Source organism: Pelagibius litoralis (assembly GCF_011683915.1).
GTDB classification, from domain to species: domain Bacteria; phylum Pseudomonadota; class Alphaproteobacteria; order Kiloniellales; family Kiloniellaceae; genus Pelagibius; species Pelagibius litoralis.
This window is the reverse complement of record NZ_JAAQPH010000003.1, coordinates 308,631-327,309: the sequence shown is the minus strand read 5'-3', so window position 1 is coordinate 327,309 and position 18,679 is coordinate 308,631. Positions and strand designations below refer to the sequence as shown.

At 64.8% G+C, this 18,679-nt stretch carries 20 protein-coding genes; 11 read left to right on the top strand and 9 right to left on the bottom strand.

The genetic code is table 11. The features are described 5' to 3' along the window. The first annotated feature begins 46 nt into the window (after positions 1-46). Complete coding sequence (locus HBA54_RS05850; RefSeq protein ID WP_205944436.1) at positions 47-499, top strand: VOC family protein; 453 nt, start codon at positions 47-49, stop codon at positions 497-499. A 58-nt stretch (positions 500-557) separates the two neighbouring features. Here HBA54_RS05850 and HBA54_RS05845 read toward each other — a convergent pair whose 3' ends face one another. Next, a complete protein-coding gene (locus tag HBA54_RS05845) occupies positions 558-1,295 on the bottom strand; it encodes a M48 family metallopeptidase (RefSeq protein WP_205944435.1) in 738 nt (245 codons plus the stop codon). 123 nt (positions 1,296-1,418) lie between these two features. Here HBA54_RS05845 and HBA54_RS05840 point away from each other — a divergent pair, with 123 nt between their 5' ends. Further along, the gene (locus tag HBA54_RS05840; protein WP_167222318.1) at positions 1,419-1,658 is read left to right on the top strand and encodes a hypothetical protein; all 240 of its coding nucleotides are present in this window, start codon (positions 1,419-1,421) and stop codon (positions 1,656-1,658) included. Positions 1,659-1,842: 184 nt separating this feature from the next. On the opposite strand, the gene HBA54_RS05835 is transcribed toward HBA54_RS05840, so the two are convergent. Then, positions 1,843-2,724, bottom strand: coding sequence for a methylated-DNA--[protein]-cysteine S-methyltransferase (locus tag HBA54_RS05835; protein WP_167222316.1), 882 nt, complete (start codon positions 2,722-2,724; stop codon positions 1,843-1,845). A gap of 264 nt (positions 2,725-2,988) precedes the next feature. Between HBA54_RS05835 and ugpB the strand changes: the two genes are divergently transcribed. The 4 genes from ugpB (at position 2,989) to HBA54_RS05815 (ending at position 7,230) form a co-directional block, all read left to right on the top strand. After that, positions 2,989-4,311, top strand: coding sequence for a sn-glycerol-3-phosphate ABC transporter substrate-binding protein UgpB (ugpB, locus tag HBA54_RS05830; protein ID WP_167222314.1), 1,323 nt, complete (start codon positions 2,989-2,991; stop codon positions 4,309-4,311). A 75-nt stretch (positions 4,312-4,386) separates the two neighbouring features. Further along, positions 4,387-5,271, top strand: a complete 885-nt coding sequence (ugpA, locus tag HBA54_RS05825; RefSeq protein ID WP_167222312.1) for a sn-glycerol-3-phosphate ABC transporter permease UgpA — start codon at positions 4,387-4,389, stop codon at positions 5,269-5,271. A gap of 5 nt (positions 5,272-5,276) precedes the next feature. After that, positions 5,277-6,125, top strand: coding sequence for a sn-glycerol-3-phosphate ABC transporter permease UgpE (gene ugpE / locus HBA54_RS05820; protein ID WP_167222310.1), 849 nt, complete (start codon positions 5,277-5,279; stop codon positions 6,123-6,125). 22 nt (positions 6,126-6,147) lie between these two features. Next, positions 6,148-7,230, top strand: a complete 1,083-nt coding sequence (locus HBA54_RS05815; protein WP_167222308.1) for a sn-glycerol-3-phosphate import ATP-binding protein UgpC — start codon at positions 6,148-6,150, stop codon at positions 7,228-7,230. A 25-nt stretch (positions 7,231-7,255) separates the two neighbouring features. Here the strand turns inward: HBA54_RS05815 and HBA54_RS05810 are convergent, their stop codons facing one another. From HBA54_RS05810 to cobS, 4 genes are all read right to left on the bottom strand, one after another. Continuing rightward, positions 7,256-7,909, bottom strand: a complete 654-nt coding sequence (locus tag HBA54_RS05810; RefSeq protein WP_167222306.1) for an SCO family protein — start codon at positions 7,907-7,909, stop codon at positions 7,256-7,258. Between the two features lie 128 nt (positions 7,910-8,037). Beyond that, positions 8,038-8,721 (bottom strand): lipid-binding SYLF domain-containing protein, encoded by a 684-nt coding sequence (locus HBA54_RS05805; protein WP_167222304.1) that lies wholly within the window; start codon positions 8,719-8,721, stop codon positions 8,038-8,040. 163 nt (positions 8,722-8,884) lie between these two features. Further along, positions 8,885-9,517, bottom strand: coding sequence for a histidine phosphatase family protein (locus HBA54_RS05800; RefSeq protein WP_167222302.1), 633 nt, complete (start codon positions 9,515-9,517; stop codon positions 8,885-8,887). 31 nt (positions 9,518-9,548) lie between these two features. Next, on the bottom strand, positions 9,549-10,343 hold the full coding sequence (gene cobS, locus HBA54_RS05795; protein ID WP_240932521.1) for an adenosylcobinamide-GDP ribazoletransferase: 795 nt from the start codon (positions 10,341-10,343) through the stop codon (positions 9,549-9,551). Between the two features lie 160 nt (positions 10,344-10,503). On the opposite strand from cobS, the gene cobT reads away from it, so the two are divergent. From cobT to HBA54_RS05780, 3 genes are read left to right on the top strand one after another with little or no spacing between them, the layout of a single operon-like run. Continuing rightward, the gene (gene cobT, locus HBA54_RS05790) at positions 10,504-11,538 is read left to right on the top strand and encodes a nicotinate-nucleotide--dimethylbenzimidazole phosphoribosyltransferase (protein WP_167222300.1); all 1,035 of its coding nucleotides are present in this window, start codon (positions 10,504-10,506) and stop codon (positions 11,536-11,538) included. Between the two features lie 43 nt (positions 11,539-11,581). Further along, complete coding sequence (locus HBA54_RS05785; RefSeq protein WP_167222298.1) at positions 11,582-12,961, top strand: ActS/PrrB/RegB family redox-sensitive histidine kinase; 1,380 nt, start codon at positions 11,582-11,584, stop codon at positions 12,959-12,961. A 47-nt stretch (positions 12,962-13,008) separates the two neighbouring features. Then, complete coding sequence (locus tag HBA54_RS05780; RefSeq protein ID WP_167222296.1) at positions 13,009-13,563, top strand: ActR/PrrA/RegA family redox response regulator transcription factor; 555 nt, start codon at positions 13,009-13,011, stop codon at positions 13,561-13,563. Here HBA54_RS05780 and HBA54_RS05775 read toward each other — a convergent pair. After that, positions 13,553-14,839: an EAL domain-containing protein gene (locus tag HBA54_RS05775; RefSeq protein WP_167222294.1), complete on the bottom strand. Its 1,287-nt coding sequence runs from the start codon at positions 14,837-14,839 to the stop codon at positions 13,553-13,555. The genes HBA54_RS05780 and HBA54_RS05775 overlap by 11 nt on opposite strands. Positions 14,840-15,133: 294 nt before the next feature. Between HBA54_RS05775 and rfaE1 the strand changes: the two genes are divergently transcribed. After that, positions 15,134-16,642 carry a D-glycero-beta-D-manno-heptose-7-phosphate kinase gene (rfaE1, locus tag HBA54_RS05770; protein WP_167222292.1) on the top strand — a complete coding sequence of 503 codons (1,509 nt, stop codon included), beginning with the start codon at positions 15,134-15,136 and terminating at the stop codon, positions 16,640-16,642. A gap of 106 nt (positions 16,643-16,748) precedes the next feature. Here rfaE1 and HBA54_RS05765 read toward each other — a convergent pair whose 3' ends face one another. Both HBA54_RS05765 and HBA54_RS05760 read right to left on the bottom strand, forming a co-directional pair. After that, the gene (locus tag HBA54_RS05765) at positions 16,749-17,258 is read right to left on the bottom strand and encodes an MmcB family DNA repair protein (RefSeq protein WP_167222290.1); all 510 of its coding nucleotides are present in this window, start codon (positions 17,256-17,258) and stop codon (positions 16,749-16,751) included. 120 nt (positions 17,259-17,378) lie between these two features. Next, positions 17,379-17,792, bottom strand: coding sequence for a 3-phosphoshikimate 1-carboxyvinyltransferase (locus tag HBA54_RS05760; protein WP_167222288.1), 414 nt, complete (start codon positions 17,790-17,792; stop codon positions 17,379-17,381). Positions 17,793-18,022: 230 nt separating this feature from the next. On the opposite strand from HBA54_RS05760, the gene HBA54_RS05755 reads away from it, so the two are divergent. Continuing rightward, positions 18,023-18,592: a septation protein A gene (locus tag HBA54_RS05755; protein WP_167222286.1), complete on the top strand. Its 570-nt coding sequence runs from the start codon at positions 18,023-18,025 to the stop codon at positions 18,590-18,592. The last annotated feature ends 87 nt before the right edge of the window (positions 18,593-18,679 follow it).

Genomic DNA, 18,679 nt, shown 5'->3' with positions numbered 1-18,679 from the left:
CGCCCTATAGTCATCGCAGGGCTTTAGAACACAAGAGGGTTTCGCGATGGCGGCAGATGACGGGGCAGCGGATCAGGGCGGCGGTTTCATGTCGGCGGACGCCTATGGGCGCTCTCTGACGGGTTTCGGCGTCAACATGCTGGTGCGCGATATGGCACGCAGCCTGGCCTTTCTCTCAGAGGTGCTGCAGATCGAAACGGTTTACAGCGACCGCGATTTCGCGGTCTGCCGCTACCGGGGTCAGGAATGGATGTTGCATTCCGACGCCAGCTATCACAGCAACCCGCTGCTTTCCCTCACCGGCGACGGGGCGATCCGCGGCGCCGGTCTGGAACTGCGGCTTTACGGGATCGATCCGGATGCCGCCGCGGCGCGGGCCGAAGCGGGCGGGCACCATCTGCTGCAGGCCCCTGCCGACAAGCCCCATGGCCTGCGCGAGGCCTTCATCGTCGATCCCGACGGCTATGTCTGGGTGCCCTCGGCGGCGAAGGCGGGTTAGTTTTCGGTTTGCGCCGAGGCGGTTCTCCCCTTTTCTGTCATCCCGGACTTGATCCGATCTAGCCGTAGCGATGAACCCGGGCGCCCTCGTGGCTGAGCCAGGTTTTGGCCCGTTCCATCTCGGCGGTCAGGCTGCCCGCGACTTTCCAGAAGCGCTGGGAATGGTTCAGCTCCGCCAGGTGCGCGACCTCGTGGGCCACCACATAGTCGAGCACGAAGTCCGGGGTGAGTATCAGCCGCCAGGAAAAATTCATGTTGCCCTTGCTGGAACAACTGCCCCAGCGGCTGCGCGTATCGCGCAGGCTGATGCGGCCGATGCGGCGGTCGATCTGCGCGGCCTTTTCGCGGGCGCGGCGGGTGATCTCGGCGCGGGCTTCGCGCTTCAGGAAGTCGCCCAACCGGCGCGGCAGATGCTCGGCCTGGCCGGAAACGACGATGCGCTCCTCGCCGCGCCAGACGCCCCGCCGCGCGGCAGCGTCGTGCACCACCAGATGGTCGACACCCAGCAGCGGGATCACCACACCGGGCACAAAGGGTATGCGCGGGGGCAGGGCTTCCAGGTGTTTGAGAATCCAGCCGCTGTTGCGTTCGGCAAAATCCATCGCTTCGCGGATCGGCGTGCGGCGCGGCAGGACCATGACGATGCCGTCGCCGGTCTTGCTGATCCGAAGGCTGATGCGCCGGGCCCGTGGATGGCGCTGCAGTTCCACCGGTACGTCCCGCTCGGCCAGATCCAGGCTGCCCGGTTGCAGGGCCTGAAGCTGGATGCTGCGGGGGGCGTCGCTTCGCGTCGGCATGACTCTCTATAGCCCCCGGCGCCGGATTCCGGCAAGGCCGGCTTGCCGGGGCGCAGAGGATCATGGGGAGTATTGTGTAGAGCGCTATTGCGAATAATTGATTTTTGTCAGTAAGTTATCTGAATGGACAGCCTGCTGCGCCCCCATAGCCTGCGCCTGGAAGAGGTCGGCATCGGCCACAATGCCGGACCGCCGCTGGTGCAGTCCGGGTGGCACCTCTATGCCTGGAAGCGAGCCAGGAAAGAAGCCTGGAAAAGCCCGCCGATCGAGGTGGTGCGGCAGCGCGCCAGGCGCGCCCGCGAACTGGGCATGACCTACCAGCAGTACACGCTTGAGATCCTGGAGCGCGGGCGCTTTCTCTGACTCTGGCGAGCGAGTGGGCGCGACCCTTCGAGACGCGGCCCTGCGGGCCGCTCCTCAGGGTGGGGTCATTTGTTGAACCTCATGCTGAGGAGGGCCGCAGGCCCGTCTCGAAGCATGGCGGCCAGACTCTTTGACGGTTTTACGGCACCGGCCCGGAACCGCTTCGACGTAAGTCGAAAACGCTCTACTCCGCGCGTTCGGCTTCGCTGGTCAGCAGGACCGCCTTGCGGTCCAGGCCCCAGCGATAGCCGCCCAGCTCGCCGTTTTCGCGCAGTGCCCGGTGACAGGGGATAACCAGGGAAACCGGGTTGGTGGCGCAGGCGCGGCCGACGGCGCGCTGGCCTTTCGACACCCCCAGGCTTTCGGCGATCTCCGAGTAGCTGCGGGTCTCGCCACAGGGAATGGCGATCAGCTCCTGCCAGACCCGGCGCTGAAAGGCGGTGGCCTGGACGTCCAGCGGCAGATCCGCGTTGGGGGTCTCCCCCTCCAGAAAGGCGATCACCACGGCCACCGACTGGGCGATGGAGTGCCGGTCGCGGGTGATGCGCTCGGCCTTCGGAAATTCCTGCTCCAATTGCGCGACCAGCGCCGCGTCGTCGCTGCCGAGACTGAGGAAGCAGAGCCCCTTGGCGGTGGCGGCCACCAGCAGGCGGCCGAGCGGCGAGTCCACCACGTCGTAGGCGATGTCCGCGCCCTTGCCGCCCTTGGCATAGGATGCCGGGGTCATGCCCAGCAGGCGCTCGGCCCGCTCGTAGATGCGGCTGGAAGAGCCGTAACCGGCCCCATAGGTCGCCTGGGCGATGGATTCGCCCTGTTTCAGCTGTTCGCGGAAGGCGGCGCCGCGGCGGGCATCGCCGTAATCCCGGGGGCTGACCCCCATGATCCGTTTGAAAAGCCGCTGCAGGTGCCAGGGGCTGACCGCCAGGGCCTCGGCAATCTCCGCCAGGGTCAGGCGCTCGCCCTCATTCCGGTCGATCATGGCACAGGCATCGCGCACCAGCGCGATCTGGCGCGTGCCGGCGCCTCCTTTTGCGTTCACCGCCTGTTTCGCCCTCTCAATGTCCATCTGCCGGTCTCCCGTCTGAAAATAGCGTGCTATGAGGGTTTTTAGCCAGAATCACGGCGCCCCTCTATCCGAAGCTTGTGCGCAAAAAGAGGGATCGATGCCTAATCATCTTGCTCAGGCGCCGTCATGGGCACACAATCGGGCTGTCATAAAACAGTAATAAAGATGTCAAAAGAGCATCGCGGCTCATGGCTAGCTTCAGCGCCCAGTTGGAACTATCCGAGCCGAAATCAGCTTAGTCGCCTTAACAGGGAGGGAATCCTCATGCGTCTGAACCGCAAAGCCATAACCCTGGCTGCCGCCGCCGCCTTTGCCGGCAGCCTGCCGAGCGCTGCCTTGGCAGCCACCGAGATCAACTGGTGGCACGCCATGGGCGGCAAGCTGGGTGAGAAAGTCAACGAGATCGCCGAGGGCTTCAACGCCTCCCAGAGCGACTACAAACTGATCCCGATCTACAAGGGCAACTATACCGAGACCATGACGTCGGCCGTCGCGGCCTTCCGCGCCAAGCAGCAGCCGCATATCGTTCAGGTCTTCGAGGTTGGCACCGCCTCCATGATGGGCGCCAAGGGCGCCATCAAGCCGGTCTACCAGTTGATGACCGAAGCCGGCGAGCCTTTCGACCCCAGCGCCTATCTGGCCTCGGTCACCGGCTACTATACCGACACCGACGGCAACATGCTGTCCATGCCGTTCAACAGCTCCACCCCGGTGCTCTATTACAATAAGGACGCCTTCGCCAAAGCCGGCCTCGATCCCGATGCGGCCCCGGCGACCTGGCCCGAGGTCGAGGCCGCGGCGCGCAAGCTGCAGGCCGCCGGCTATGCCTGCGGTTTCACCACCGGCTGGCAGTCCTGGGTGCAGCTGGAAAACTTCAGCGCCTGGCACAACGTGCCTTTCGCCACCAAGGCCAACGGCTTTGCCGGTGTCGATACCGAGCTCTCCTTCAACTCGCCGCTGCACGTGAAGCATGTCGGCACCATGGCCAACTGGCAGAAGGAAAAGATCTTCGACTACGGCGGCCGGCGTTCCGATTCAGCGCCGAAGTTCTATAACCAGGAATGCGGCATGTACATGAACTCCTCGGCGGCCTATGCCGGGGTCAAGGCCAATGCCAAAGACTTCGAATTCGGCGTCGGTGCCCTGCCCTATTGGCCGGATGCCGGCGAGCCGCAGAACTCCATCATTGGTGGTGCCACCCTCTGGGTGCTGACCGGTCATGAGGACGCGGAGTACAAGGGCGTCGCCAAGTTCTTCTCCTACCTCGCCTCGGCTGAGGTGCAGGCCGACTGGCATCAGTTCACCGGCTACCTGCCAATCACCCATGCCGCGGCCAAGCTGACCAAGGAACAGGGTTTCTATGCCGAGAACCCCGGCACCGACGTGGCGATCATGCAGATGACCGGCAACGCGCCGACCGAGAACTCCAAGGGCCTGCGTCTCGGCAACTTCGTGCAGATCCGCGACGTGATCAACGAAGAGCTGGAAGCCATCTGGAACGGCGACAAGACCGCCCAGCAAGGCCTCGACGATGCCGTCAACCGCGGCAACACCTTGCTGCGTAAGTTCGAAAAGACCGTCAACTAGGCACCTGCCCTCTATGGGCGGCGGCGGTCCGGTATGCCCGCTGCGCCGCCGCCCCGGGGGCCTGGTTGATTTCTTATGCAGCACAAACGGGTCATCTTCCAGGGGCGCGCCCTGCCCTATTTCCTGGTCCTGCCCCAGCTCGCCATCACGCTTGTTTTTTTCATCTGGCCGGCGACCCAGGCGCTCTATCAATCGGTTCTGATCGAGGATCCCTTCGGTCTCGGCTCCAGCTTTGTCTGGTTTGAGAATTTTGAGGATCTCTTCGCCGATCCGGCCTATCTCGGCTCCTTCCGCACGACGATTATCTTCAGCCTTGGGGTCACGACGCTGTCGATGGTCACCGCCCTGGTGCTGGCCGCCATGGCCGACCGGGTGGTGCGTGGCGCCACTACTTACAAGACGCTGTTGATCTGGCCCTATGCCGTGGCGCCGGCCGTCGCCGGCATCCTCTGGTGGTTCATGTTCAATCCCTCCATCGGGGTTCTGGCCTACGTCCTGCAACAGCTCGGCTACGATTGGAACCACTATCTCAGCGGTGGGGATGCCATGACCCTGGTGGTCATCGCCGCTTCCTGGAAACAAGTCAGCTACAATTTCCTGTTCTTCCTGGCCGGCCTGCAGGCGATTCCCAAGTCGCTGATCGAGGCGGCGGCCATCGACGGCGCCGGCCCGGTCAAGCGCTTCTGGACCATCATCTTTCCGCTGCTTTCGCCCACCACCTTTTTCCTGCTGGTGGTGAATGTGGTCTATGCCTTTTTCGATACCTTCGGGATCATCCATGCCACCACCTCCGGCGGCCCGGCCCAGGCGACGACGATCCTGGTCTTCAAGGTCTACAACGACGGTTTCGTGGGTCTCGATCTCGGCGGCTCGGCGGCGCAGTCGGTCATCCTCATGGCCATCGTGGTCGCGCTGACCGTGGTGCAGTTCCGCTACATCGAGCGCAAGGTCGAGTACTGAGCGAGATGATCGAGAACCGCCCCATCTTCACCGCCGTGACCCACATCGTGCTGATTCTGGGCGCGCTGATGGTCGCCTTTCCGATCTGGCTCGCCTTCGTCGCTTCGACCTATCCGGCGGAGGATCTGGTCTCCGGCGTGCTGCCGCTCTGGCCGGGTGACCGTTTCCTCGAAAACTACAGCTCTGCGCTCACCGGCGGGGTTGAGGCCGCGGGCAGCCCGCCGGTGCTGCTGATGATGGTGAACAGTCTGGTCATGGCCTTCGCCATCGCCTTGGGCAAGATCGCCATCTCGATCATCTCCGCCTTTGCCATCGTCTACTTCAGCTTCCCGTTCCGCACCACGGCCTTCTGGGTCATCTTCATGACCCTCATGCTGCCGGTCGAGGTGCGCATCCTGCCGACCTACGAGGTGGTGGCGCAGCTCGGCATGTTGGACAGCTATGCCGGCCTGTCGGTGCCCTTGATCGCCTCGGCGACGGCGACCTTTCTGTTCCGCCAGTTCTTCCTGACCATCCCCGATGAAATGCTCGAAGCAGCGCGCATCGACGGCGCGGGCCCCTTGCGCTTCTTCTGGGACATTCTGCTGCCCTTGTCGCGCACCAATATCGCCGCGCTTTTCGTCATCCTCTTCATCTTCGGCTGGAATCAGTATCTCTGGCCGCTGCTGGTTACGACCGACGAATCCTACTACACCATCGTGATGGGCATTCAGCGCATGGTGGCGGTGCCTGATTCCGAACCGCTCTGGCATCTCATCATGGCGACGGCGATCCTGGCGATGATCCCGCCGGTTTTCGTGGTGGTCGCCATGCAGCGGCTCTTCGTCAAAGGCCTGGTGGAGACCGAAAAATGAAGTACGGGAAATAGGAAACGCCATGGCAGACATCTCCATCCGCTCCGTGAAAAAGAGCTACGGCGACACCAAGGTGATCCATGGTGTTTCCGTCGATATCCGCGACGGCGAGTTTGCCGTCATCGTCGGACCCTCGGGCTGCGGCAAGTCGACCCTGCTGCGCATGATCGCCGGGCTGGAGCGCATCACCGAAGGGGAGATTTCGATCGGCGGGCGGGTGGTCAACAACCTGGAGCCCAAGGACCGCGACATCGCCATGGTGTTCCAGAACTATGCGCTCTATCCGCATATGACGGTCTACGACAACATGGCCTACGGCCTGAAGATCGCCGGTACCCCGCGCGCGGAGATCGATGAGCGGGTCGCCGAAGCAGCCGGCATTCTAGAGCTGAAGGAACTGCTGACCCGCAAGCCGCGACAGCTTTCCGGCGGCCAGCGCCAGCGTGTCGCCATGGGCCGTGCCATCGTGCGCAAGCCCGCCGCCTTTCTGTTCGATGAGCCGCTGTCGAACCTGGATGCCAAGCTGCGTGTGCAGATGCGCCTGGAGATCAAGCGCCTGCAGCGCCGTCTCGGCACCACGTCGGTCTATGTCACCCACGACCAGGTGGAGGCCATGACCATGGCCGACAAGCTGATCGTGATGAACGGCGGCCATGCCGAACAGATCGACAGCCCGTTGGAGATCTACGAGCGGCCAGCCAGTCTTTTCGTGGCCGGCTTCATCGGCTCCCCGGCGATGAACTTTCTGCCCGCCGAAGTGGCCGGCGACGGCGGCAGCCTGACGGTCAGCCAGGGCACGGCAATCCGGCTTTCCAACGGCATGGGCGCGCAGGCCGGGCGGCGTCTGACCCTGGGGGTTCGCCCGGAGCATCTGCACGCGGCCAGCGCCGGCGATGCCGCTTTCACCCTGCAGGTTCAGATGGTGGAAACCCTGGGCGCCGACACCCTGGCGCACGGCGTTCTTGCTGGACAGAGCGACAGCCTGACCCTCAGGGTGCCGGGCACCATGAAGATGACAGAGGGCGACAGCCTGCCTCTGGTCGCCGATCCCGGCGCCCTGCACCTCTTCGATCCGGAAAGCGGCCAGCGTATCGCCGATATCTGACTGGCTGTACGCCGCCTGAGGTTCTTCAGCTGCCGGCGGTCTGTGCCGGGTCGACCTGCTGGGCCAGGCCCTCGGCAATTTCCTCTGCCGTCGTGGCGTGGGTGAAGTGGCTCAGATAGCTGCCGTCCGGCGCCATCAGGTAGATGATCGAGGAGTGATCCATCAGATAATCGCTGGCGTCGGCCTGTTCGACTTTTTTGTAAAAGACGCGATAGGCCTTGGCGGTCTGGGCGACTTCTGCCTCGCTGCCGGTCATGCCGAGCATGGAGGGGTGAAAGTGGCTTACGTAGTCCGCCAGGGCCTCGATCGTATCGCGGGCCGGGTCCACGGAAACGAAAATAGGCGTTACCGCGGCCGCTTTGGCTTCACTGCTCTCGGCCAGGATGTCCAGGCCCTGGGTGATGGTGGAGAGGCTCGTCGGGCAGATATCCGGGCAGTAGGTGTAGCCGAAGAAAATCAGCGAATAGCGGCCCTGAAGGTCGGCTTCGCTGCGCCGGGCGCCGGTATGGTCGGTCAGGCTGAAGGGGCCGCCGATCAGCGCGGTGCCGCTGCTGCGCGTTTCGCTGGAAACGATCCCTGTCGGTTTTGGCGGCTGGAGCGAGAGCCAGGTGCCGAAGCCGACGGCCAGCAGCAGCAGACCCAGGGCCGATATCAGCAGAATTCTCAGATTTTTCGACATCGGTGTGGATCTCCTGTTTTGGGGCCCCGGCCCCGGCGGTTTCGCTCAGGGCGGCAGCCTCTCAGATAGAGGTAACGGCGGCGCCCTGCAATGCGGCGCGCTGTCGCGTCTGTGCCTCTGTTTTTGGTCTAAGGCAAGGCTTCGCGCAGCTTGTCGGAATGGCCGTTGCTGAATTTGCGGTCGATCACGATGCTCCGCCCCGTCGCCCCGTTTCCGTAATAGGAGGTGTTCAGGGAAACGCGCTCGAAGATTTTCGCGCCCTCCAGGGCGCCGCCGCCGAAGAGCCCGACGGATTTTGAGAAGGCATAGATGTCCGAGGTAAAGTCCGTGGACCGGGAAGCCTCCACCCCGCGGCCGATGGGGCCGACGGAGATACTGGCATCGGCGCCCAGCTTGAACTCGCTGGACAGCATGGCATCGACGGCCTTGTCGCTCATCAGCACAAAGACCACTTCCTTCACCTCGCCGCCGATCTGCAGGCCGATGGAGCCCGCGGCCAGGGTATAGAAAGCCGGGGAAGACCAGCTGCCGTCGGTGCCGCGGGACATGAACACGCCCGATCCGCCTTCGGCGCCGATGATAAAGCCGCCCTTCACCAACTGCGGGACGATGTAGATGCCCTTGGCGTTCTTGACGAAATTCGTCAGCTGGAAGAAATCCTTGTCGGCTAACAGACGCTCGACGCTCAAGCGGGATTCGGTGACCAGGGCTTCCGATTCGGTTTCCGCTGCGGCGATGGTGCTGCCGAAAGACAGCATGAAGAGCGCGGCGGCGGCCCCTCGCAGGCCGCGCTGGATCGCTGAACCAATCATGAAACAACCTTCCTGAAATTTGATGCCTGCGGACAATACCATGACCCTCGCCCTCTTCGGGAGGGGCATTGCTACGTCCAGAAGGGGTGTGCCTGTGACCATTTCGGCCGGATTCTCGCCTTTTTTGGATGACGCAGCGGCCCGGCTCCCTATGCCGGGGCCTCTACATCTGGGGCATATGGGGCCGGCCGTTGACCAGCGCAACGCGCCAGCTGCCGCTGCCGCCGTCGTTCCCGGCGAAGTGATCGAGCCGGGTCAGGGCGCAGTTGTCGACCGCAAAGGCCAGCGCCGCTTCCGGTGTCAGGCCCAGGGCGTGGCCCAGCGCGGCGCGGATCGGCCCGCCGTGGCTGACACAGATGATATCGCCGCCGGAAAAGCGCTCGTTCAGGCGGCCGACCGCTGCGGCCACCCGCGCATAGACGGCCGCGAAACTCTCCCCACCCGGCGGTGTTTCCTCGGCGGGCGCAAGCCAGAAGCGATGCCAGCTGCCCTCGCGCTGGGCGTCCAGCTCCGCATAGGTCATGCCCTGCCAGGCGCCGAAGTCCTGCTCGGCCAGATGCGGTTCCACCTCAAAGGCCGGCGCCGCACGATAGTGGTCGGCGATTGCCGCTGCCGTCTGCCGGGTCCGCGACAGCGGCGTGACAACCCAGGCGGCGTCTTCCGGCAGTTGGTGGGCGAGGCCGCGAAACACCGCCGTGTCGCTGCAGTCGCAGGCAACGTCGCGGTTGCCGTAGATACGCCCGTCCTGGCCGATCACCGGGGCGTGGCGTACCCACCACCAACGGGTCATGGTCATATTCTTTCCTTTAGCATCTTCAGGGGCCTTCTTACGGGGCGGCGGCAGCCAGGACCAGAAGGATCGCGGTGGCACCGATCTGCTGGGCGGCGCCGAGAACGTCGCCGGTATAGCCGCCGATCTGGCGACGGGCCAGCAGCGCCACCAAGCCCTGTGCGGCGACCAGCGCCAGCAGGCTCAGAACGGCGGCCTGCCAATCCAGCAGCACGAAGGCCAGCGCTGCGGCAATCAGGATGGCCGCCAGGGCCGCGCTGCCGCCCGGGCGCCCGACGTGGGCGGCAAGGCCGTCCGGCCGTGCCGGCGGCAGGCCCGCCATGATGGCCGCCAAGCCGCCGCGCGAAAGGCTCTCGGCGGCGATCAGCGCGGCGGCGACGGCCCCGGGCTCGGCGATTGCCGCCAGGCTGCCGGCGCGCAGCGCAAGCGCCAGGATCAGCGCGATGACCCCGTAGCTGCCGATCCGGCTGTCGCGCATGATCGCCAGCTTGCGCGCGCGGTCGCCCCCGCCGCCGAAGCCGTCGGCCAGATCGGCCAGGCCGTCTTCATGCAACGCCCCGGTGACCAGGACCGTGGCCACGATGGCCGACAGCGCCGCCAGGCCTGGCGGCAGGCCCAGGCGGTCGGCGGCAAGGAAGATCAGGGCGGCGATGACCCCGACCAGCGCCCCGACCAGGGGGTAGCAACGGCTGGCCCGGGCCAGGGGTGTTGCGTCTTCCAGGGGGGCCGGCGCGGCCCGCTGCGGCATTCGACCGCTGGGCAGGCGCGTCAGAAGGGCGAGCGCGATCTGCAGGTCCTGCAGCCAGGCGCGCGGTGAAACAAGCGACGACAAATGTGTGGACGGCGGGGGCAAGGGCGTGATCTGTCGTTGTTTTGATGGTGGTTTTCGGTGTTTCTCTTCCGGGCCGTTTATATGACAGTTCGGCGCGTTGGCCTAACCCCGTTGCACATCTGCGTCGCCCCTGTGTTTTGAGTGTTTGGAGGTTCCTATCATGACCGCTGCGGAGACGATCGTCAGGTTCGATGAGATCCGCGACCTGATGAAATCCCTTTTGCCGCCGGATGAAGAGGCCGCCGTTATCGCGCGGAACCGGCAGGCCCAGCTCACCAAACCAGCCGGATCTCTGGGCCGGCTTGAGGACATGGCGGTCTGGCTGGCGACTTGGCAGGGACGCAATCCGCCGTCGGTGGAGCGGCCCTACACGGCGGTTTTTGCCGGCAATCACGGCATCGCCGGCAAAGGGGTATCGGCTTACCCGGCCGAGGTAACGGCGCAGATGGTGCGGAATTTCATCGACGGGGGCGCGGCGGTGAACCAGCTCTGCAGCCTGGCGAACGCCGACCTCAGGGTTTACGAAATGGCCCTGGATGAGCCGACCGGCGATATGTCCGAGGGCCCGGCCATGGACGAGGAAGACTGCGCCAGAGCCATGGCCTACGGCATGATGGCGGTGGAAGGCGGAATCGACGTTCTGGCTCTGGGCGAGATGGGGATCGGTAACACGACGGCGGCGGCGGCGCTGTGCTGCGGCCTTTATGGCGGTCCGGCGGCGGACTGGGTGGGGCCGGGCACCGGCATCGATGCCGCCCGGATGGCCGAGAAGGCGCGCCTCATCGATCAGGCCGTCGCCCTTCACCGTGACGGGCTGGACGATCCCCTGGAGGTGCTGCGCCGTCTCGGCGGCCGTGAACTGGCGGCCATCGCCGGGGCGATCCTTGCCGCGCGCATGGCCCGTACGCCGGTCCTGCTGGACGGTTATGCCTGCACGGCGGCAGCGGCGGTGCTTCATGCCCTGGATCCGCGCGCGATCGATCACTGCCTTGTCTCGCATGTCTCGGCAGAGCCGGGCCATAAGCATTTGCTACAGCGCATCGGCAAAGAGGCCCTGGTGGATCTTGGGCTGCGCCTGGGCGAGGCCTCCGGCGCCATGGTGGCGGTGCTGCTGCTGAAGGCCGCGGTTGCCTGCCACAACGGCATGGCGACCTTTGCGGAGGCAGCCGTCTCGGGGCCCGGCGAAACCTCATAGGCCGGGTCTTGCCTTTCCGCGGCGGGCGGCCAGACTGGACCGCATGAACGAGACCGATGCCCAGATCGAGGCCCAGGCTGGCGCCCAGACTGCGGCGCCTGCGGCGGCCCCGGCGCCCGGCGGACGCCTGCGCCTGCGCACCCTGGTGGCGATCCGCTGGATCGCCCTGCTGGGGCAGGCCATTACCCTGGCGGTGGTCTATTTCGGCCTCGGTTACGAAATCCTCTTTGTGCCGGCCATGGCGGTGATCGCCTTTTCCGGGGTGCTGAACGTGGTCTTGTCGGTCACCCGGCCCAGTGCCACCTGGGCCAGCGACCGCGAGGCGATCTGGAACCTCTGCTTCGACGTGGTGCAGCTTGCGGTCCTGCTCGGCCTCACCGGCGGCCTGCAGAACCCCTTTGCGATTCTGGTTCTGGCGCCGGTGGTGGTTTCCGCCTGGGCCCTGTCGCGCCGCAGCACGCTGATCATCTCGGCGCTGGCGCTGGCGCTGGTCTCGGTGCTGGCGGTTTGGCACCTGCCCCTGCCCTGGCCGAACAGTGGCATTCAGCTCTCGCCGGTCTATATCGCGGGTGTGTGGACCGCTCTGGTGATCGCGGTGATCTTCATTGCGTCCTATGTATCCTCGGTGGCGCAGGAAAATCGCCAGATGTCACAGGCCCTGGAGGCAACACGGCTGGCGCTGGCGCGCGAACAGCAGCTCTCCGCCCTCGGCGGTCTGGCGGCGGCGGCGGCGCATGAACTGGGCACGCCGCTGGCGACCATCGCGGTGGTTGCGCGCGAACTTCAGCGCGAGCTGGCTGACGATTCGCCGTGGCGCGACGATGTCGAACTGCTGCATGCCGAATCCCTGCGCTGCCGTTCAATTCTGGCCGGCCTGGCGGAGCGGCCGGCCTGGGATGACGGTTCGCCCTATCACCGGCTGCCCATGGTGGCGCTGGTCGAAGCCGCCGCCGCGGCCCATCAACGCGACGGCGTGGTTCTGGAAATCAAGGCCGGGCCGGCGATCGACAGTGACGCAACCCAACCGATCGTGACCCGCAATGCCGAGGTGCTGCACGGCCTGGGCACGTTGATGCAGAACGCCATGCAGTTTGCCCGGCACAAGGTGGTCGTCGATCTGACCTGGGACGAGGAGTCGGTGATGTTGCGCATCGGCGATGACGGCCCGGGCTTCGACGTGACCGTGCTGAGCCGTCTGGGTGAGCCCTATTATTCAACCGGGCCGCGAGACCGGCGCCGTGGCGAAAGCCAGCACATGGGCCTGGGCATCTTCATCGCCCGCACCCTGTTGGCGCATTTCGGCGCCGGCATCGAATTTTCCAACGAGATCTCCGGCGGGGCGGTTGTGGAAATCCGCTGGCCACGCCAGCAGCTGGAGGTCAGGGCGGAACCGGTAGCGGGGATTGAGCGGCCCAGGGATTAAGTGGCCGTGGGATTGAATGGCCGGGTCACAAGAGGTAAGAGAGCGTCATGACCAACGAAGCTGAGACCCTGGAGGCACCGCGCGAGCTGGTTATCGTCGATGACGATCAGCGGTTCTGCGATCGCCTGGCCCGCGCCATGGAGCGCCGTGGCTTTGCCGTTCAGACGGCCTATTCGGTGGCTGACGGCTTGGCCCTGGCACAGCGCTCGGCCCCCGGTTATGCGGTTGTCGACCTGCGTCTCGACGACGGATCCGGTTTGGAGGTCGTGCAGGCGCTGCGCGAAGCGCGGGAAGATGCAAGGATCATCGTGCTCACCGGCTACGGCAACATCGCGACCGCGGTTGCGGCGGTCAAGGTCGGGGCAACCGACTATCTGCCCAAGCCCGCCGATGCCGATCAGGTAGAAGCCGCGCTTCTGGAGCAGGAAGAAGTACTGCCGCCGCCGCCGTGCAATCCCATGAGTGCCGACCGCGTCCGTTGGGAGCATATCCAGCGGGTCTACGAACAGTGCGATCGAAATGTGTCGGAAACGGCAAGGCGCCTGCGCATGCACCGGCGGACCCTGCAGAGAATCCTGGCCAAGTACGCGCCTAGGAACTGACCGCCGCGGTGGCCGGCGTTGCTGAGCGGCGGTGCCTGGTCATCGCCGCGGCGAGGCGTTCACCCGCTTCTTCGCGCGTGATCTTCTCGCTCAGCAGATGATCCAGGAAGTAACCCTGGAAAAGCTTGATGCCGAGTTCGCTGCCGAGTTCGAGCGCATCGTCGCTCTCGCAACGGGTGAGAACGACCCGTTTCGGATCGATCCTTTCCAGCGCCTCGCGCAGCCGGTCGCGGTTTTTTCCTTCCACCTGGCTGCGCAGGCTGCTCGACCATTGCAGCTTCACCAGTTCGGCGCCCAGATCCGCCCGGTTCACATAGGGAAGCGAAAGCTCGGTGATGCCGTCGAGGCAGATGCGGTAGCCGCGATCCAACAGGAATTCCCGCGCGAAGAGATAGCGGGCGACATCGACGTAGATGTCCTGCATCTGTAATTCGATGATGATCGAATTGCGTCTTGGCTGATCGAGCTGTTCATCGAGTTCGAGAAAGCGCGGCGACAGCAGCGAGGCGATGTTGATGTTCAGGCTGAAGGAATGCTTGAGGGTCGCATCGTCGTTCTTGCCGAGCCAAGCCAGCATACGCTGGTCGAGCTTTGTGGTGAGATACTGGAACAGCCAGCGGTCGGAAAAGATATCCTGGCCCGGCAGCAGCGTGTCGCGCAGCGAGCTCATCGAGGTGAAGAGTTCATGGAACAGCGGTTGCGGTTGTCCGCTGTCGTCCAGCTCGCAGACCGCCTGGCGGCTTGTCATCGCCGAGAGGTCGGCCTGGGCGATGGCTTTCTCGACCGCGGCCAGGTCGGTAAGGCTGATCGGCGCTTGTTTTGACTTCTTGGTGCCTGCGGTCCGGGTCGCGTCTCTTTCGGCGCGTTCGGTGACCAGCGACTCCGCGCGGCTCAGCAGTTCCTGATAGCCGTCCTCCAGGTCGAAGTAGCTGCAGAAGGCCTGTTCCGCCGCCGGCTCGCTGGCGAAGAAGGGGTCCTCGCGAAGAACGCGGCAGAGCCGACTCAAGGCCTCGTCGATCTGGGTCACGCTGGCGCGGTTGTAGACCAGGAAAAGGTCTTTGTTGAACAAGTCAAAAAGGCTGGCATCGTGGGTCTTGGCGACCCGCGCCATCATGGTTCGGGCGATGTCCAGGCATTCGGGCAGGCGCTCGAAGTCGATCAATCGTGACAGGTGGGCCTGAACCGCGAAGTAATCGCCGCCACTGCGTTCCAGGCGCTTGATGTGGTTCAGCAAGGCCTGTTCCTGCATTTTCGACTGCTCGGCAGGGCGTGACATGATTGACGCTAGCTCCCACGATATACGTCAAATTCAGTAGCTGCGTAAGCTAAGTACCCTGTTCGATGTTTCATTTCGGTTAACGTTTTCGGATAAACCCATGCCATGTTGTGTTGGCCCGGCCTTCCAAGGCTTTGCTATCGGGCGCTTTCCCGAGGTTGAAGGGCGACCGAGGGACGAGGTGGCGGTGCCGGGCGAAGGCGGAGATCTGGTGCCGGGCCTTGGTTTCCGGCGGGCAATGAGACATAACGTCGGACGTGACAAAGCGGGGGCCGGGATCGCCGGTTGTGGTTCATGAAAGAAGAAACCGATCTGACAGCCTTGATTGGCCGCCTCAAGGCGGTTCCGGTCCTGGTTCTGGGCGATATCATGCTTGACCGCTTCGTCTATGGCAGCGTCGAGCGTATCTCGCCCGAGGCGCCGATCCCGGTGATGCGTATCGAGCGTGAGGCGGCCATGCTCGGCGGGGCCGGCAATGTGCTGCGCAACCTGGCCGCGCTGGGCGCCCGCCCGCTGGGTGTTGGCGTGATCGGCAAGGATGCCGCCGGCGAGGAGGTCGCCGCTCTCGCCGGGCGTTGCCTGGCGCCTGTCGACGGTACGATTGAGTTGCTGCCCCTGGCCGGACGTCCGACCACCATCAAGGAGCGCTTCGCTGCCGGCGGACAGCAGCTCCTGAGGGCCGACCGGGAGGCTTCGGGTGTGCTGGACGGGGATGGCGAGGCCGCGGTCATCGCCGCCGCGCTCTCGGCGCTGGACGAGGCTGCGGCGGTGGTTCTCTCCGACTACGGCAAAGGCCTGTTGACCCCCGCCGTCGTCAAAGCCGTTATCGATGCCGCCCGGCGGCGGGGCTGCGCGCTGGTGGTCGATCCCAAAGGGCGCGATTTCTCCCGCTATCGCGGCGCCAGCTGGGTGACGCCCAACCGCCGCGAACTGCAGGATGCCAGCGGCCTCGCCGGCCGGGAAGACGATGACGTGGTCGCTGCCTGCCGCAAGATCATGAACGACTGCGGTATTGATGCCGTTCTGGCGACCCGCAGCGAACAGGGCATGACCCTGGTAGGTTCCGGGGTAGGTTCCGGTCAGCCGGCGGCGGCCACGCCGGTCCATCACCTGAAGGCCCGGGCGCGGGAGGTCTATGATGTTTCCGGCGCCGGGGATACGGTGGTGGCGGTCTTCGCGGCGGCTCTGGCTGCCGGTCTGCAGCCGGTCCAGGCCGCCGGTCTTGCCAACACCTCGGCGGCCATCGTCGTCGGCAAGCTCGGCACGGCGGTGGCCCAGCCTCATGAGATTACCCAGGCCCTTCATGCGTCGGATCTGATGGCGGCGGAATCGAAGATCGTCGATCTCGATACACTCTTGGAGCGGGCGGCGCGGTGGCGCCAGGCCGGGCTGCGCATCGGCTTCACGAACGGCTGTTTCGATCTGCTTCATCCGGGTCACGTCTCTCTGCTGCATCAGGCAGAGGCCGCCTGCGACCGCCTTGTGGTGGGTCTGAACAGCGATGCCTCGGTTCGCCGCCTGAAAGGCGAGAGCCGCCCGATCCAGAGCGAGGCCGCCCGGGCGGCGGTTCTGGCCTCGCTTGCCAGCGTCAGCCGGGTGGTGGTGTTCTCCGAGGATACGCCGATGGCGGTCATCGAGGCGCTGCGGCCGGACGTCCTGGTCAAGGGCGCCGACTACAGCGTCGACCAGGTGGTCGGTGCCGATGTGGTGCAGGGCTACGGCGGTCGGGTGGTCCTGGCCGACCTGTCCCCCGGGCATTCGACCACGGCGACGATCGAGCGCCTGGAGCGCAGTCGTTCCTGATCAGGCTATGGCTAGAACGTTTTCGACTTACGTCGAATCGGTTCTGGCCCACCCAGCAGGATAATCGCACTGGGTGGCCGGGAGGGGGTGCGGGCCGGCGTTGCTTTCAGAGCGGCGCGGAGAAGCCTTCCGGGTCGAGCAAGGTCGTCAGACGGCGTGCGGCAAGCTGCGCAAAACGCCGGGTGACCGACTTTCTGCGCGCGGCATTGAGGGGGCGGGCCTCGGCCTCCCGGATCAGGGTCGCACCATAGGCATCGGCGACCAACAGCCCCTGGTCGGCGGGGATCAGCTGCTGGGGAAAGCTCTCCGGGACGGCAAAGTAAAAGCGGTCGCAGTAGTCCAGGTAGTCCGGCCACTTCTGATCGTTGCGGAAGTCCTCGACGCTCGACTTGATCTCGACGACCGTCAGGCCGCCTTTGGGGTCAAGGCACATGAGGTCGGCGCGCCGTCCGGAACGCAGGGTGAATTCCGAAAGGCAGACAAGGCCGAGATCGGACTGGAACCGCATCAGGCCGCGCGTCAGCAGGGCCGCGGTGTTGCGGCGCCCGGAAGCAGCGCCGTTGTCAGCCGCGTTACTTGGGGCGTCGTCCGGGTTTGTTGATGGGGCAGAAGACATGCCCGAGAATAGCGCCGTCGGCGCCGGCTTTCCAATACTCCGCCGGCTTTCCAATACTTCCGGGAGAGGCCGCCCGGCCGGGCACCGTCAGGGTTGGCCGGCGAACCGGTCAGGCTGGGCTTACAGCAGTGCCTGCAGCGCAAGGGCCACGGCGACCGCCGGGATCATCCAAAGCGTGGCGGTAATGGCGTAGCCCAGCAGCAGGAAAGGCCGGGTGGTTGCGCCCTCGCTGAAGAGACGGTCGAAGGTCCGCCTTTCGCGGCCCATCAGCAGCACAAGGTAGTAGCGCCGCCAGCCGATCGGAACGGAGCGACGCAGCTCAACCGCGTGCTTGGCGACGCCACGGGCCCCGAACATTTCCTTGATGGCCGCGCATTGTTCCTCGCTGAAGCTTGCCGCCAGCTGCGGATCGATACGTTTGAAGTAGTGTTCTATGAAGGGATCGCGCTGGGCCACCTGTTGATCCAGCAGCTCTGAAGGCTTTCGCGGCGAAGCCCCGTCGAAGTCCTCGGAAGAGGCGTACTGTTGGAACATTTTCAGCAGCTCCCTGGTTGTAATCCGGGTTGGTTCCCCGAAACTGTCACAGCAGCTTTAAGAAGCTGTTAAGGACTGGGCGTCTTTGGCGCGAATTCGCATCAAAGGCTGGTCTTCGCAGGCTGGTGCGGCTGGGAGGGTGCAACCGGCCCGCAGCGCGCCTATATTGGGGGAGTTCGTCCCTGGATCTGTACTCCCGCTCTCTGTGGGGCGTAATGAGAGGTATCAGAATGAAGGCACCAGCACCCGCGTGGTTGCGGCCGGCTGTCGACTACGGGCCCTTGGCGGCGTTTTTTGCGGTCTACTGGCTGAACGGCCTGATGGCGGCGACGCTTGCCATTATGATCGCAACCGCTGCCGCGCTGGCACTGTCGTTCGTGATCGAGCGGCGGATCCCGCCGATGCCCCTGCTCACGGCTATGGTGGTCGGGGTGTTCGGCGGCCTGACGCTTTGGCTGGAAGACGAGACCTTCTTCAAGATGAAGCCGACCATCGTCCAGGTGCTGTTTGCCGCTGTTCTGTTTGGCGGCCTTTTCTTCAAGCGCCCGCTTTTAAAGCCGCTGCTTGCGTCGGCCTGGCCTCTGGACGACGCGGGATGGATCAAGCTTTCCAGCCGTTTTGCCTGGTTTTTTGTTGCCATGGCAGTATTGAACGAAGTGGTCTGGCGGACTCAATCCACCGATTTCTGGGTGACTTTCAAGGTCTTCGGCATTCTTGGCCTGACTTTTATTTTCGTGGCGAGCCAAGTTTACTTCATGCGCGCGCACATGGCGCCTGTGGAAGAAGACCTGGGCGGCTAGAGTACTCCCGGGATCTGAGTTCAAGGTCCGGCGCCTGATCTGGGTTGCCCCGCAATCACAGCGACCCTTGGGCCGGCCCCAGCAGCT